The following is a 15,493-nucleotide window of genomic DNA, read 5'->3' as shown; positions in this document are numbered from 1 at the left end:
ATCTACTCTTTTTTATTTGCGCAAATTGTGTTATAATATGTGCAGTATATTTTAAGGATAACATTATGGAAAATGAAGCACAGGAAAACTTAATAGGCACTGTGGAGGATGTTTCCTATTACAACGAGGCAACAGGCTTTTGTGTTGCAGAGGTCAACACGGGCGAGGAAGGTGTAACCGTTGTCGGCGAGCTTGGCGCTCTTGCAGTCGGTGCAGAGGTGGAGTGCCGAGGTGTTTGGGTGATGCACCCATCGTTTGGCAGACAGTTTAAGGCACAGACCGCTGTGCAAACAATGCCTGCCGATGTTGGCGGAATACTTAAGTTTTTGTCATCGGGTATTATTCGTGGTATTCGTGAAGCAACCGCAACAAAAATAGTTGAAAAATTCGGCACACAAACCTTTGACGTTCTTGAAAACGATCCTGCAAGGCTGGCAACAATAAAGGGAATTTCAAGTGCCAAGGCAAGAGAAATATGCACAAGCTTTAAGGCGCAGTTTTCTGCAAGGGAAATGCTGACAGGATTGACAAATCTCGGTCTGTCTCAAAGCGAGGCTATCAAAACCTATAATCTGCTAAAGGACGATGCGCTTGATGTTTTGTGCGCAAATCCGTATTCGCTTATCGGTGCTCAAACGGGAATAACCTTTGACAAGGCGGAGGAGATAGCAGATAATTTAACCGAAAAGCCTCCGTTTGAATACAGAGCCATTGCCGGTGTGTGCTATGTTTTGCATCACAATTTGGGCAACGGACATACCTGTATTCCGCGTGAAAAGATGATAAAGCCTGCTTCACAGCTTCTTGGTTGTGACGATGATAATGTTGAAATTGCTATTGATAATGCTATTGAGCAAAGGGCAGTAGTTCAGCGAAAGATAAACGGCAGAGATTTTTTGTTCCTGCCCGAAATATATCACGCAGAGCGAGGAATTGCCGACCGCTTTAGGATAATGGTTGAATATCCGCCTGCCGAAAACAAAATTCATCAGAGTGAGATTTATGCCTTTGAAAAGAGCAGTGCAATAACCTTTGACGACAAGCAGAGAGAGGCTATTGAATACGCTGTTTCGAAGGGTATGCTCATTCTTACAGGCGGACCGGGTACAGGTAAAACTACAACCGTAAAGGGTATAATTCAGCTGATGAAAAATCGTGGATTAAAGGTTTGCCTTGCCGCTCCGACGGGTAGAGCAGCACAGCGTATGGAGGAGCTGACCGGCTACGAGGCAAGCACAATTCATCGCTTGCTTGAGGTTGAATTTAAGGAAAACGATGCAAGTCAAAGCTTTGTACATAACCTTAAAAATCCGCTTGATTGCGATGCAGTTATTGTTGATGAGCTGTCTATGGTGGATGTCACCTTGTTTGCGGCACTGCTTGATGCCCTACCGCTTCATTGCAGGCTGATTATGGTAGGCGATCAGGATCAGCTTCCGCCCGTGGGCGCAGGCAATGTTTTAAGAGATATGATAGACAGCGGAGTAATCCCTGTTGTTGTGCTTGACAAGGTTTTTCGTCAGGCAATGAAAAGCAGAATAATTACTAATGCACACCGTGTTGTTAAGGGCGAAATGCCTGAATTTGACAATTCGGCGGAAAGTGATTTCTTTTTACTTAGGGAAAACTCAAGATACCTTGCTCCGCGCAAGATACTTGACCTTGTAACAAAACGCCTCCCCGCAGGATACGGGCTTGACCCTATGAACGACATTCAGGTGCTTTGCCCAAGCAGAAAGGGAGAGGTTGGCACCCAAAATATTAATGCCATATTGCAAGAGGCACTTAATCCTCCGTCAAATGAAAAGCACGAAATTCGCTATAAGGGCTACACTCTGCGCGAGGGTGACAGAGTTATGCAAATCAAGAATAACTATGATGTGCCGTGGTTTAAGATAGGCGAAAACGGCACGGGTGTATTCAACGGTGACATAGGCGTTCTTACAAGAATTGATAAGGCGAATGACGTTATCAATGTTAGGTTTGACGATAAGGAGGCAATGTACAGTATAGAAAATGTTAAGGAGCTTGAGCTTGCCTATGCTATGACTGTACATAAATCACAGGGCAGTGAGTTTGCCGCCGTGGTTATGCCCGTGCTTGCCGTGCCCGAAAGACTTGCATACAGAAATCTCTTTTATACTGCGCTTACAAGGGCAAAAAGTCTTCTTGTTCTTGTGGGCAACGAGCAGGGCATACAGCAAATGGTTAATAACGACAAAAAATCAAGACGGTACAGTGCACTTAAATATTTTATTGAAAATGATGACAATGATGATTTGTTGACTTTTTAGGTGCGCTATTGTACAATAGATATTCAGTAAAAGCAGTAATTTATTAGGTGGTAAAAATGTTTGGTTATGACCTTGGAATAGATATGGGTACAAGCAATGTGGTAATCACCGTGCCCGGCAAGGGTGTGGTTATTAACGAGCCAAGCTACGTTGCATATGATACCGAAACAGAAAAAATTTTATACGCAGGCAGACGTGCATATCATCTTGAGGGTAGAGAGCCAAACGGCATTACGGTTTTGCAGCCACTTCGCAACGGTGCTATCAGCTCATATAATATGACTGCACAGATGATAAAATACTTTATAGGCAGAGTAATTAAAAAAAGTATTTTTAAGCCAAGGGTAGTTGCCTCTGTTCCTGCACTTGCAACGGATGTAGAAAAAAGAACAATTATTTCTGTTTTGATTTCGGCAGGTGCAAGGTCGGTGTGCTTGGTTGAGGAGCCCCTGTGTGCCGCCTTCGGCGCAGGGATTGATCCGTTACAGCCAAACGGTGCATTTGTTATCAATATCGGCGGCGGCACAACCGATATGGCTGTTGTCAGTCAGGGTTCAATGAGTCAGTGCGAAACGGTTAAGGTTGCCGGCAATGCATTTGATGAGGAAATTGTAAGGTATCTAAAGGAAAAGCACTCTCTTTTAGTCGGCGTCAGAACAGCCGAGGAGGTTAAAAAGCAAATCGGCGGTGCAATTCCCAGAGAAACACCGATTACAATGGTGGTAAACGGCAGAAGCTCTGTAACATCACTGCCTCGAACTGTTGAGGTTACGTCGGACGAAATATATGAGTGCCTGCATCCTTTGCTTCGTGAAATTGCGGCGGCGGCACAGATTATGTTTGAACGCACCTCGCCGCAGCTTGTTGCCGATATTACCGTATCTCATGTTATTTTGACGGGCGGCTCATCAGAGCTTTACGGTATGGATGAGATGCTGAAAAAGGAATTAGGCCTTGATGTTGAGGTTTATCCTATGCCCAATCTTTGTGTAGGCAAGGGCACAACCGTAGCACTAAACAAAATGCACATTTTGGACAACTACGGATACAGATATCAAACAAAAGAGGAAGTAAGAATAAAGTAATTAATTCTATCGGAAAGGACTATATATGGACAGATTCAGCAAATTGCACCCGATATTTCACTTTTTGTATTTTATCGGAATGTTTGCACTTGTTGTGTCCGTATATAATCCTTTTTTTGTTGCTGTTTCATTTTTAGGTGTTCTAATGTATGAAATAAAATGCAGGGGCAGGCAGACTTTGTCATCGTTAAAGCTTACAATAGCAGTCGTGCTTGTTGTAAGTATATTCAATATGCTTTTTGCCCATTACGGAGAGGATGTTCTTTTTGTTATAGGCAATACCGAGTTTACGCTTGAGGCACTTTTTTACGGTGTAAATCAAGGTTTTACTTTGGCTACAATGATTTTGTGGTTTGGTGCTTTCAGCAGAACAACGGATAGCGAAAAGGTGATTTATGTTTTTAGATTTGCACCCAAAACCGCACTTCTTTTTTCTATGGTGCTCGGCTTTATTCCAAGGTTTTCAAGAAAGCTTAAGGAAATAGAGGACGCACAGCTTGGACTAAACGGCGGACATAGGCGGGATAGCAGAATAAAAACTGCAATAAATAATCTGTCCGCACTTGTTTCATATAGCCTTGAAAGCAGTATCATAACGGCAGACTCAATGACCGCAAGAGAATATAATCCCAAGGCGGTGCGATATAACAGATATAAAATTACGCCTGCCGATTTGGTTCTTATTGCAGTCAGCGTGCTTGCGATAGCCTGTGTTGCGTTTGCAAAAATTACCGACAGAATAACATTTATTTTTGAACCGACAATTTATTCAAAAAGCTTTGATTATACGGCGTTTGCGGTTTTTTGCTTTTTAAGCCTGTTGCCTGTTGCAGTTGATTTGACGGAGGAGATATTATGGAAAATATCATATGCAAAAAACTGAATTTTTCATATCCTAACAGTGAGTCTCCTGTTTTGAATGATGTTAGCTTTTCCGTTGACGAGGGAGAGCTTTGTCTTGTTATCGGCAAGTCGGGTGCCGGCAAGTCCACCCTGCTGAAGCTTATGAAAAAGGAAATTGCACCTGTGGGTGACATCAGCGGTACGGTGCAAATTAACGGCAGGGTTGGCTACGTTGCGCAAAACACAGAGGAAAACATTGTAACGGACAGAGTGCGCAGTGAGCTGTCGTTTGGGCTTACAAATATGGGCTTCGGCAGGGATGAAATTGAACTGTCGGTATCCGAAATTGCAAGCTATTTTAATCTGTCTCAAAAGCTTGATGCCGAAATTTCAACTCTTTCGGGAGGGGAAAAGCAGATACTTAATCTTGCAGGCGTTATGATAATGAAGCCGGATATTTTGGTGCTCGATGAGCCAACCTGTCAGCTTGACCCGGTTTCTGCTCAACGATTTTTAACTGTAATAAAGCGTCTGCATCGTGATTTCGGCACAACCGTTGTTATTTCGGAGCATTTGACCGGGGAGCTTTTTCCTTATGCAGACAGCATTTTGATTATTGATAACGGACAGGTTCTTGCCAAGCTTGCGCCCTTGCAGGCAGTTGAATTTTTAAGGCAGAGTAATAGCTCGGTATTAGGCTTTGTGCCGGCATTTATGCGACTTTTTGACGGTGTGGACACTGTTGCGGGGTGCAGAAAAATATTAAAAGCCAAAGGCTTAAACTCACTTTCATCAATACCTGATGAAACAGCCTGCGATATGAGAATTAAAAATATATCGTTTGCATATGAAAAAAATCAGGATGTTCTCAAACGCCTTAGCCTTGACATTTATAAAGGAAGGGTTAATGTAATTCTCGGAGCAAATTCAAGCGGTAAATCCACTCTGCTTAAGGTTGCTAGCGGAGTTCTTAAGGCTCATCACGGTAAAATTAAGAGCGACAGGCGTGTTGCTATGCTTTGCCAAAACCCGTTCGATTTGTTTACAAAAGATAAATGTGCCGATGAGGTAACATTTGGAAAGATTACGGAGTTTTTGCAAATTGATGACATAAAGGAACAGCACCCGTATGATATTTCGGGCGGACAGGCACAGCGTCTTGCACTTGCCAAGGTGCTTGAAATAGGGGCAGATATTATTCTTTTGGACGAGCCTACCAAGGCTCTTGACAGCGAGCTCAAGGAAAAGCTGGCGCAGATATTAAAGGAGCTTTGCACATTAGGAAAAACCGTTGTTATTGCCACTCATGATATAGATTTTGCAGGGGAGTACGGAGATTACATTTCGTTTTTGTCTAACGGCGAAATCGTAACAACCAAGCCAAGGAGAGAGTTTTTCTCATCGCTCAGCTTTTACACCACCTGCGTGTCAAAAATCACAAACGGTTTAGCTGACGGCTATGCCGGCGAAATTGATTTAAGGGACGGTGGGGTGCTATGAAAAAGGCGTTAATGCTTTTTACGGTACTCGGCAGTCTTGTGTTTGTTTTGATTTGGCAGACCTTGTTTGCAAAGAGCATCAATTATTACATTTCATCAATAGTTGTTTTGGTTCTCTCTATGCTTCCGCTTTTTGCAGTTTTTGAGGCAAAAAGCCTAACCGCAAGGGATTTAACCTTAACCGCTACCCTGATTGCGTTGGCGGTTGTGGGCAGAGCAGCATTTTACCTGATTCCGCAGGTTAAGCCAATTGCGGCAATTGTTATTGCTTCTGCAGTATGTCTTGGTAGTCAAAGGGGATATATTATCGGTGCTTTTTCCGCCTTTGTGTCAAATTTTATTTTTGGACAGGGCATTTGGACTCCGTTTCAAATGGTGGCATTGGGAACTGTCGGATTGCTTGCGGGACTTGTGTTTCAACGCCTTAAGGTTAACAGATACACGCTTAGTGTTGTGGGATTCTTCCTTGCCTCGTTTGTTTACGGAATTATAGTTGATATGTCAACGGTGTTGTCCGTTTACGGAAATAACATTACTCTAAAGGGCGCCTTGTCGGTTTATGCGTCAGGTGCCGTGTTCAATCTTGTTTTCGGCGTGTCAACGGCAGTGTTTCTGTTTTTGTTCGGTATGCCTTTTATAACAAAAATAGAAAGAATAAGTACAAAATACGCAATAAAATAATACCTGCTTTCACAAAATAAAGCAGGTATTATTTGTTATTATTGTTTTTATTTTCTGTAGGTCTTGTCCGGCTCAAAATCTATTTTTTTATCCCTAATCATTCCCTTTCGTTGTTGAGGTTTGAAGCGGCAGCTTTGTGTATGAGTTGCCGTTCTTTTTTAATACCTCGCTTGAATCAAAGCTAATAAAATATTCACCCTTTGTTTCAAGTGTAAAGGTTGATTTACCGTTGCCGTCCTTATGCTCGTGCTTTATTGCCGCAATAACCTTAACGTATTTTTTGCCGTTAATGTCCTCTCCGTCAGATGCCACCATAAAGCTGCACCTTGCTCTGTCATCGTCAGACAGACCAAGATCCTTGTTGGAATAGCTTTCGATGTATGAAACGGCATCTGCGTTTTTTATTTTTGCTTCGTCGGTGGGAACCTGAACGGCAGTTGATTGCTCTGTCTGTGTTGTATCTGCTTGCTTTGAGCAGGCAGAAAGAACAACTATACTGCTTAATACACTCACACAAATTAATAATGTAATTAGCTTTTTCACATCAAATACCTCATTCATATAAATTGATTAATCTTTTTACCTGACTTTCACCGAAAATCTGAATTTCGTTGTCGTATAACAGCTGTGCGGTTATTCCGTTTCCGTCGATTTTGTTGCCGCTGAAGGTTCCGTCGTATATTTTACCGAATCCGCAGGACGGCGAATTTTCCTTGAGCACGGCGCAGGGAGCATTTGCTTCCTTGGCTATGTACAGTGTTTGCTCTGCACCGGATAAAAACGCCTCTGTTAAATCTTCACCTGTTTTTGAATACACCCTGCCGTCTTTGATTTCGCTCGGTACTCTCGGAATAGGTAATCCGCCAAAGCATTCAGGACAAACGGGAATAATCTCAAATTTTTCTGCCAACGCGATAACGTCATCGCATTTGTTGTTGCCGCCGTTGTACTTGCAGTTTTCGCCAAGCAGGCAGGCAGACACAATGATTTTGGTTTTCATTTTTTCACCAACCTTTGTTTTATGTAAATATTATAGCATAATAGTTTGACTTATACCACATATTTATGTTATCTTACTAATATAGGACGTTTATTGTCTGAAAAAGGGGAAAAATTATGGAACAGAATTATATTCCAAAAAAAGAAAAGCTTGCCTTTAGCATAGGCGCTCTTGGCCAAGGTATGATTTATGCTATGATGTCAAGCTATATCAGCGACTATTATCTTAATGTTCTTCAGCTTGCACCGATGTTTGTGCTGTTGCTTATGCTTCTTGCAAGGGTGTGGGATGCAATTAACGACCCGCTTATGGGTGTTATTGTTGACCGTCGCACAACAAAGTGGGGCAAAATGAAGCCTTACATTTTGTTTGCATCAATTCCTATCGGTGTTCTTACAATCCTTATGTATTTAAGCCCCAACCTTTCAAAAACAGAGCTTGCAGTATATTCTGCTATTGTATATGTTTTGTGGGGTATGATTTACACAATGGCAGATGTCCCGTTTTGGAGCCTGCCTAATGTTATGACACCAAACGCAGCGGAGCGAAGCTCAACAATATCAATGGGCAGAACGTTTAACGGTGTAGGCTCTGCGGTGCCCGAGGTGCTTTTCCTTGCTATCGGCTTGATACTGCCACGAATTTTGGGTGCGTCGGACGGCCTTGAATACAACAAGAAAAAATATCTTATTATGGCCATTATTACAGTTGTGATTGGCTTGGCTCTTTACGCAAGGTCGTATTTTTACGTTAAAGAAAGAGTGGTAATTCCCGATGTAAAGCCTGGTAAGGGAGAACCGTCAAGGCTTTCAAGAATCTTTAAGTGCAAGCCCCTGATGCTTGTAATACTTATGGGTGTTTTGTCGTCAGGTCGTTATATGGTTCAGGCTGCCGCTGTTCACGTTGCAAGATATTCATTTTACATCGGTCCGGATTTAAGTACGTTAAATGAGGTTGAACGTGTGGCTGCTATTGAGGCAAGCGTTTCGAGCGTAAAAACAATCTTTCAGGTGTGTGCAATTGTCGGTATGTTCGGCGCTATGCTGTTTATGCCGGTGCTTATGAAGCATTTTGATTACAAAAAGATTGTAATAACAACCTGTCTTGCAGGCTTTGTTGCAAGCATCGGCACAACCCTTATCGGTTGGTTTACAATGAATTTGTATGTTTGCATACCGTTTATTCTTGTGTCATGTATTCCGCTCGGTGTGCTTAACGTTATCAGCTACGCAATGATAGGCGACTGCCTTGATTATATGGAGCTTAAAACAGGCTTTAGAGATAATGCACTTGGCTCTGCGTGCCAGGGCTTTGTAAATAAGCTTGGCAATGCCTTTGCAACATCGGGAATAGTTGTTATGTATATGATTATCGGCATTCAGCCTGAAAAAATGCTGTCAAACGATGTCATAATGGCTGCAACGGATTTGGCACTTAATCAGCGCTTTGCAATGTTCTCGCTTGTTTCAATCGTCCCGGGTGTCAGCCTGCTTCTTTGTGCTATTCCTATGTTCTTCTATAAAATCAGCGGTAAGGCAAAGGTTAAGATGGAGCAAGAGCTTGCCGAACAGCGAAAACGCAGAGGTATAGAAATAGAATAAAAGTATGTTGGATATTTTTAGCATTTGCTATTGCAATTTGTTTTAATATTTTGTAAAATATATTTGTAAATTTTTATAAGGAGGTAATGGAATGCTCTGGACTTTGAAAAAAATTTGGTACAGAATTTACCAAAATGTTTTTAAGGTTGCAATGTGCTTTATGGATTGGTCCGAGCCGGAGCTTCTTGAGGCTGCAGGTTCTATTTTGAAATTGCCTGAATTCATCAAGGGCAAGGGCATTAATAAGGTTCTTGTTGTAACAGATAAGGGTCTTATGGGGCTTCATCTGCTTGACCCTATGTTTGCCAAGCTTGATGAGGTTGGCATAGAATACGTTGTTTATGACGGTGTTCAGCCAAATCCTACTATTCCAAACATTGAAGAATGTAAGGATATGTATATCCAAAACGGCTGTCAGGGTATTATTGCATTCGGCGGCGGTTCTCCTATGGACTGCGCAAAGGCTGCCGGCGCAAGAGTTGTAAAGCCTAATCAGTCGGTAAGAGATATGCGCGGACAGCTTAAGGTACATAAAAAGCTACCACCATTTTTTGCAGTACCGACTACTGCAGGTACAGGCTCAGAAACAACAGTTGCTGCTGTTGTAACCGATCCCGAAACTCATGAGAAGAATGCAATCAACGATACTTGTATTCGTCCTAAGTATGCTGTGCTTGACCCGGAACTTACCGTAGGTCTGCCACCACACATCACTTCGACAACAGGTATGGATGCTATGACTCATGCTGTTGAGGCTTATATCGGCCACAGCAACACAAAGGATACTATCAGAGAGGCCGAAATTGCTGCTAAGCTTATTCATGAAAATCTTGAAAAGGCTTACACAAACGGCAAGGACCTTGAGGCAAGAGGCAATATGCTTAAGGGCTCTTATTATGCAGGTCGTGCCTTTACCCATGCTTATGTAGGCTATGTTCATGCTATTGCACATAACCTCGGCGGATTGTACGGCACACCTCACGGCTTGGCAAATGCCGTAATCCTGCCTTATGTTCTTGATTTCTACGCAGATGCTGCATATCCTCAGCTTGCAAAGCTTGCCGACATTATCGGTATCACGGATGCATCTATGTCTGTTGAAGAAAAGGGCAAGGCATTTATTGCCGAAATCCGCAGAATGAACGCCGCTATGAATATCCCTGATAAGTTCGATATGATTAAGGAGGAGGATATGCCTATTCTCGTTAAGCGTGCGCTTAAGGAGGGTAATCCGCTTTATCCTGTTCCTAAGATTATGGACGAAAAGGATTGTGAGGCTGTTATCCGCAGCTTTATGGCATAATTCAATAAATAAACAATTATGTGTCGTGATGATTGCTTTCATTACGGCACATTTTTTGATTGTACATTTGACTATGGGCTTCAAATATAATATAATCCTTGTATGAAAAGTGTAACCATTAATTCTAACGACGCAGGGCAAAGGCTTGATAAATTTTTGCAAAAGCATTTTGATACTCTGCCAAAGTCGATGATGTTTAAGCAAATCAGAAAAAAGAATATTAAGGTCAACCGTAAGCGTTGTGCACCGGAGCAGGTGCTGAATGAAAATGATGTTGTTGACTTGTACCTGCCTGACGATGTGCTTTCAGAGAAAAAAACACATTATGATTTTTTGTCTGCACCAAAGAATTTGTCTGTTATATATGAGGACGAAAACATCATTCTTATGGATAAAAGACAGGGGGAGCTATGCCATCCGGACGGCAGGGAGTATGTAAATACCCTTGTTGCTTCTATGAAACGCTACCTGTACGAAAAGGGCGAGTATAATCCGGATGAGGAAAACAGCTTTACTCCGTCGCTTGCAAACAGAATAGACAGAAATACCGGCGGTATTGTTATAGGTGCAAAGAATTATCAGGCGTTGAAAATCCTCAATCAAAAGATTAAGGACAGAGAGATTGACAAGATTTATATCACCGTTGCCGAAGGGTTTTTTGATAAAAAAAGCGATTTGCTGACGGGATACTTGATTAAGGATACCAAGAAAAATATGGTACGTGTTGTTAAGTCACAAACAGACGGCAGTAAGCTTGTAAAAACCAAGTATACAGTGCTTGACAGCTACGATAATGTATCGCTTGTGGAAATTGAACTGTTGACCGGCAGAACACATCAAATAAGGGCACACCTTGCTTCAATCGGTCATCCGCTTGTTAATGACGGCAAATACGGTTCAAAGCACGGCAGGCTTAAGCAGGAGCTTTATTCATATAAGCTGAGGTTCAATTTTACAACCGATGCCGGTGCATTGGAATATCTTAACGGCAGAGAATTTGTGTCAAAATCCTGCAATATTGCAGAAAAATTTGCGAAAAGAGTTTACTGATGAAAAATAAGTTTGTTAGGTGCCTGTCGCCGATTACGGCAGGTGTTACCCTTGCAATGCTGATAGCAGTTGCATTTAACGGATATTATTCCGTAACCAAAATAATACAGAACCCCGATTGGAAAACCGCCGTGTATCTTTTTGTAGAGCTTGTTGCGGTAGCTATCGTTGTGCTTATGATTAAAGAGATAATCAAAACAGGTGTTTGCTTTGGTGATGATCGGGTAGAGTTTACAGGTGTTGATGATAATAACGTGTTTGAGTATTCTCGCATTAGCAGGGTTGAAGCCGTCAGAGATACCAAGGCGAGCCTAAAAAAGAATTTTGTTGACAGATATTCGCGTGTTATTCTATATCTTGATGACGACAGTGTTGTTACCGTTGAGCTTGGACTCACATCAAAAAAAACACTTGACGATATTGATAATGAATTTAAGCAAAGACTGAAAGCAAAAGATAACTAATTAAATAAATATAATATAAATTTTTAATATATGTGTTGAATTTGAAAAGTATGAGTGTTATAATCATATAGATAACTTGGGTAAACTATGCCCAAATTGCTATTATATAATTTTTTATATGGAGGGAATTTCCAATGGCAAGAGCTAAAAAAACCATGGATGGTAACAGTGCAGCTGCTCACGTGAGCTATGCGTTCACAGAGGTTGCAGGTATCTATCCTATTACACCTTCTTCACCAATGGCTGAGGAAACAGATGCAATGGCTGCAAGAGGTGTGAAAAACCTATTCGGTCAAACTGTAAAGGTTGCAGAGCTTGAATCAGAGGCAGGTGCTGCCGGTGCGGTACACGGCTCACTTTCAGCAGGTGCTTTAACCACAACCTATACAGCGTCACAGGGTCTTCTTCTTATGATCCCCAATATGTACAAAATCGCAGGTGAGCTTATTCCAAGCGTAATTCACGTTTCTGCTCGTTGCGTATCAACTCACGCACTTAACATTTTCGGTGACCATTCAGACGTTATGGCTTGCCGTCAGACAGGTTATGCAATGCTTTGCTCTGCAAATGTTCAGGAGGTTATGGACCTCGGTGCAGTTGCTCACCTTTCAACACTCAAGTGCCGTGTTCCGTTTTTGCACTTCTTTGATGGCTTCCGTACATCACACGAGGTACAAAAGATTGAAATTTGGGATTATGAGGATCTCAGAGATATGCTTGATATGCAGGATGTTGCAGATTTCAGAGCAAGAGCCTTGAATCCTGAACGCCCTGTTCTTCGCGGTTCGGCAGAAAATTCCGATATTTTCTTCCAACACAGAGAGGCTTGTAACAAATACTATGCCGACGCTGTTGCCGCAACAGAGGCATATATGAACAAGGTAAACGAAAAAATCGGCACAAACTATCAGCTCTTTAATTATTACGGTGCCGAGGATGCAGAGCGTGTACTTATCGCAATGGGCTCTGTTTGCGACACTATTAAGGAAACAGTTGACTACCTCAACGCAAGAGGCGAAAAGGTGGGTATGATTTCCGTTCACCTTTACAGACCGTTCTCTGTTAAGCACCTTATCGGCGCGTTGCCTGAAACCGTTAAGAGCATTTCCGTTATCGACAGAACAAAGGAGCCGGGTGCTCTCGGTGAGCCTTTGTATCTTGACGTTGTTGCTGCTCTTAAGGGCTCAAAGTTTGATGCAGTTCCTGTATACGGCGGTCGTTACGGTCTTGGTTCAAAGGATACTCTTCCTGCTCACATTATCGCTGTTTATGCTAATATGATAGCTCCTGAGCCAAAGAAGACATTTGTTCTTTCTATCGAGGATGACGTAACAAACCTTTCATTGCCTGTTACAGAAACACCGGATACCACTCCTGCCGGCACTACATCATGTAAGTTCTGGGGTCTCGGCTCTGACGGTACAGTTGGTGCTAATAAGGATTCTATCAAAATTATCGGTGACCATACAGATATGTACGCACAGGGTTATTTCTTCTACGACAGTAAGAAATCAGGCGGTATCACAGTATCTCACCTTCGTTTCGGTTCTTCACCGATTACATCAACATACTTGATTAATAAGGCTAACTTTGTTGCCTGCCATAATCCTTCATATGTTACAAAGTACGATATGGTACAGGATCTTTTGCCGGGCGGTACATTCCTTCTCAACTGCATTTGGTCACCTGAGGAGCTTGATGCTCAGCTTCCTGCATCTATGAAGAGATATATTGCAGAAAACAATATCAACCTTTACACAATCAACGGTATCAAGATTGCAGAAGAGGTTGGACTTCCGGGTAGAGCTTCTACAATTCTTCAGTCTGCATTCTTCACAATCAGCGGAATTCTTCCTGTTGATGAAGCAATCGGATATATGAAGGAAAAGGTTGTTGCAAAGTTCTCAAAGAAGGGCGAGGCTATTGTAAATGCAAACTGCAACGGTATCGACAGAGGCTCAAAGGAGGTTGTTAAGATTGACGTTCCTGCTTCATGGAAGGATGCTGTTGATGAAGAAAGAAAGCTTAATGTTGACACAGACAGACCTGAAATGAAGAAGTTTGTTAGGGAAATTCTTGATCCTGTCGGCAGACTTCACGGTGACGATCTTCCTGTTTCTGCATTTGTTGATTCTGCAGACGGTGTATATCCACAGGGCTCTGCTGCATTTGAAAAGAGAGGTATTGCTATCTCTGTTCCTGAATGGAACCCTGAAAGGTGTGCACAGTGTAACCTTTGCTCAATGGTTTGTCCTCACGCAGTTATCAGACCTATCGTTATGACAGAGGATGAGGCAAAGGCTGCTCCTGAAGGAACAACTATGATTAAGCATAAGAGAACTGATTATCAGTATGCTCTTATCGTATCAGTTCTTGACTGTACAGGCTGTGGCTCTTGTGCAAATGTTTGTCCTACAAAGTCACTTACAATGAAGCCAATCGCTTCACAGCTTGGTGTTCAAAAGTCATTTGATGCTCTTGTTGACACCCCTGTTAAGCCTGAGGTTCTCACTCCTAATACTATCGGCGTTCAGTTCAAGAAGCCGTATCTTGAGTTCTCAGGTGCTTGTGCAGGCTGTGGTGAAACACCTTATGCAAAGCTTGTTACCCAGCTTTACGGTGACAAGATGTACATTGCAAACGCAACAGGCTGTTCATCAATCTGGGGCGGTTCTGCACCTTCTACTCCATATACAGTAGACAAGAACGGTCACGGTCCTGCTTGGTCTAACTCATTGTTTGAGGATAATGCAGAGTTCGGCTACGGTATGTACCTTGCTCAAAAGCAGATCAGAGAAAGACTTGCTGCCGATGCAGAAATTCTTTCAAAGGCAGGTATTGCCGAGGCTGATGCTTGGCTTGCAACCTACGAGGATGCAGAAAAGAATGAGGCTGATGCAAAGGCTCTTATCGCTGCACTTAAGTCAGCAAGCCTTACAGGCGAAGCAGCAGATGCAGCCGCAGACTTCCTCAAGGATGCAGATTATGCTGCAAAGAAATATCAGTTCATCTTCGGTGGTGACGGTTGGGCATACGACATCGGCTTCGGCGGTCTTGACCACGTTATCGCTTCTCACGAGGATGTTAATATCGTAGTATTTGATACAGAGGTTTATTCAAACACAGGCGGACAGGCTTCAAAGGCTACTCCAACAGGTGCTGTTGCAAAGTTTGCTGCATCAGGTAAGGTAGTTAAGAAGAAGGATTTGGCACAAATCGCTATGTCCTATGGTTATGTATACGTAGCACAGGTTGCTATGGGTGCAAATGCTAACCAGTGCTTGAAGGCATTCCAGGAGGCAGCTGCATACAACGGTCCTTCAATCGTTATCTGCTACGCTCCTTGTATCAACCACGGTATCAAGATGCCATTCAATCAGATGGAACAGAAGAAGGCAGTTGCAGCAGGCTATTGGAACTTGTTCCGTTACAATCCTGCTCTTATCGCAGAGGGCAAGAATCCGTTCAGCTTGGATTCAAAGGCTCCGTCTGCAAACTATATAGAATTCATCGAGGGTGAAACAAGATACTCTGCTCTTAAGAGATCGTTCCCCGGCAAGGCAGAAGAGCTCTTCGCTATCGCTGCAGAGAATTCTATTGAAAAGTACAACAAGCTTGCAAAGCTCGTTGATTACTATGCTCCCGACGCAGAGTAAAATAAAGTGTCGTTAAA

12 protein-coding genes are annotated in these 15,493 nt (G+C 42.6%); 10 read left to right on the top strand and 2 right to left on the bottom strand.

Annotation, left to right across the window (positions count from 1 at the left end; translation table 11 throughout):
- Positions 1–65: 65 nt before the first annotated feature.
- From Q0P34_RS00405 to Q0P34_RS00385, 5 genes are all read left to right on the top strand, one after another.
- Positions 66–2,294 carry an ATP-dependent RecD-like DNA helicase gene (locus Q0P34_RS00405; RefSeq protein WP_294951386.1) on the top strand — a complete coding sequence of 743 codons (2,229 nt, stop codon included), beginning with the start codon at positions 66–68 and terminating at the stop codon, positions 2,292–2,294.
- A 56-nt stretch (positions 2,295–2,350) separates the two neighbouring features.
- Positions 2,351–3,379 (top strand): rod shape-determining protein, encoded by a 1,029-nt coding sequence (locus Q0P34_RS00400; protein ID WP_294951385.1) that lies wholly within the window; start codon positions 2,351–2,353, stop codon positions 3,377–3,379.
- 145 nt (positions 3,380–3,524) lie between these two features.
- The gene (locus Q0P34_RS00395) at positions 3,525–4,262 is read left to right on the top strand and encodes an energy-coupling factor transporter transmembrane component T (protein WP_294951383.1); all 738 of its coding nucleotides are present in this window, start codon (positions 3,525–3,527) and stop codon (positions 4,260–4,262) included.
- Positions 4,235–5,722, top strand: coding sequence for an ABC transporter ATP-binding protein (locus Q0P34_RS00390; protein WP_294951381.1), 1,488 nt, complete (start codon positions 4,235–4,237; stop codon positions 5,720–5,722). Before Q0P34_RS00395 ends, Q0P34_RS00390 begins: the two co-directional genes overlap by 28 nt.
- A complete protein-coding gene (locus Q0P34_RS00385) occupies positions 5,719–6,402 on the top strand; it encodes an ECF transporter S component (protein WP_294951379.1) in 684 nt (227 codons plus the stop codon). The genes Q0P34_RS00390 and Q0P34_RS00385 overlap by 4 nt, the downstream gene beginning before the upstream one ends.
- Positions 6,403–6,495: 93 nt before the next feature.
- Here the strand turns inward: Q0P34_RS00385 and Q0P34_RS00380 are convergent, their stop codons facing one another.
- Complete coding sequence (locus Q0P34_RS00380) at positions 6,496–6,945, bottom strand: hypothetical protein (protein WP_294951377.1); 450 nt, start codon at positions 6,943–6,945, stop codon at positions 6,496–6,498.
- Between the two features lie 10 nt (positions 6,946–6,955).
- Positions 6,956–7,402, bottom strand: a complete 447-nt coding sequence (locus Q0P34_RS00375; protein WP_294951375.1) for a DUF523 domain-containing protein — start codon at positions 7,400–7,402, stop codon at positions 6,956–6,958.
- A 116-nt stretch (positions 7,403–7,518) separates the two neighbouring features.
- Between Q0P34_RS00375 and Q0P34_RS00370 the strand changes: the two genes are divergently transcribed.
- The 5 genes from Q0P34_RS00370 to nifJ all read left to right on the top strand — a co-directional run bounded on the left by Q0P34_RS00370 (position 7,519) and on the right by nifJ (position 15,476).
- Complete coding sequence (locus Q0P34_RS00370) at positions 7,519–9,003, top strand: MFS transporter (RefSeq protein WP_294951373.1); 1,485 nt, start codon at positions 7,519–7,521, stop codon at positions 9,001–9,003.
- 91 nt (positions 9,004–9,094) lie between these two features.
- Entirely contained in the window at positions 9,095–10,306 is a 1,212-nt protein-coding gene (locus tag Q0P34_RS00365; RefSeq protein ID WP_294951371.1) for an iron-containing alcohol dehydrogenase, read from the top strand.
- A 102-nt stretch (positions 10,307–10,408) separates the two neighbouring features.
- A complete protein-coding gene (locus Q0P34_RS00360; protein ID WP_294951369.1) occupies positions 10,409–11,356 on the top strand; it encodes an RluA family pseudouridine synthase in 948 nt (315 codons plus the stop codon).
- The gene (locus Q0P34_RS00355; RefSeq protein ID WP_294951367.1) at positions 11,356–11,820 is read left to right on the top strand and encodes a hypothetical protein; all 465 of its coding nucleotides are present in this window, start codon (positions 11,356–11,358) and stop codon (positions 11,818–11,820) included. Before Q0P34_RS00360 ends, Q0P34_RS00355 begins: the two co-directional genes overlap by 1 nt.
- Before the next feature lie 134 nt (positions 11,821–11,954).
- Complete coding sequence (gene nifJ, locus Q0P34_RS00350) at positions 11,955–15,476, top strand: pyruvate:ferredoxin (flavodoxin) oxidoreductase (RefSeq protein WP_294951365.1); 3,522 nt, start codon at positions 11,955–11,957, stop codon at positions 15,474–15,476.
- Positions 15,477–15,493: the final 17 nt, after the last annotated feature.

Source organism: uncultured Eubacterium sp., from assembly GCF_945980375.1.
GTDB lineage: Bacteria > Bacillota > Clostridia > Oscillospirales > Acutalibacteraceae > Eubacterium_R.
This window is presented reverse-complemented; position numbering and strand designations above follow the sequence as displayed.

Excerpts from the sequence above, each read along its gene's own strand:
- Q0P34_RS00360 (WP_294951369.1), top strand. The coding sequence starts at position 10,409 with ATGAAAAGTGTAACCATTAATTCTAACGACGCAGGGCAAAGGCTTGAT.
- Q0P34_RS00375 (WP_294951375.1), bottom strand. The coding sequence starts at position 7,402 with ATGAAAACCAAAATCATTGTGTCTGCCTGCCTGCTTGGCGAAAACTGC.
- Q0P34_RS00385 (WP_294951379.1), top strand. The coding sequence starts at position 5,719 with ATGAAAAAGGCGTTAATGCTTTTTACGGTACTCGGCAGTCTTGTGTTT.
- Q0P34_RS00390 (WP_294951381.1), top strand. The coding sequence starts at position 4,235 with ATGGAAAATATCATATGCAAAAAACTGAATTTTTCATATCCTAACAGT.
- Q0P34_RS00395 (WP_294951383.1), top strand. The coding sequence starts at position 3,525 with ATGTATGAAATAAAATGCAGGGGCAGGCAGACTTTGTCATCGTTAAAG.
- Q0P34_RS00355 (WP_294951367.1), top strand. The coding sequence starts at position 11,356 with ATGAAAAATAAGTTTGTTAGGTGCCTGTCGCCGATTACGGCAGGTGTT.
- Q0P34_RS00405 (WP_294951386.1), top strand. The coding sequence starts at position 66 with ATGGAAAATGAAGCACAGGAAAACTTAATAGGCACTGTGGAGGATGTT.
- Q0P34_RS00400 (WP_294951385.1), top strand. The coding sequence starts at position 2,351 with ATGTTTGGTTATGACCTTGGAATAGATATGGGTACAAGCAATGTGGTA.
- Q0P34_RS00365 (WP_294951371.1), top strand. The coding sequence starts at position 9,095 with ATGCTCTGGACTTTGAAAAAAATTTGGTACAGAATTTACCAAAATGTT.
- Q0P34_RS00370 (WP_294951373.1), top strand. The coding sequence starts at position 7,519 with ATGGAACAGAATTATATTCCAAAAAAAGAAAAGCTTGCCTTTAGCATA.
- nifJ (WP_294951365.1), top strand. The coding sequence starts at position 11,955 with ATGGCAAGAGCTAAAAAAACCATGGATGGTAACAGTGCAGCTGCTCAC.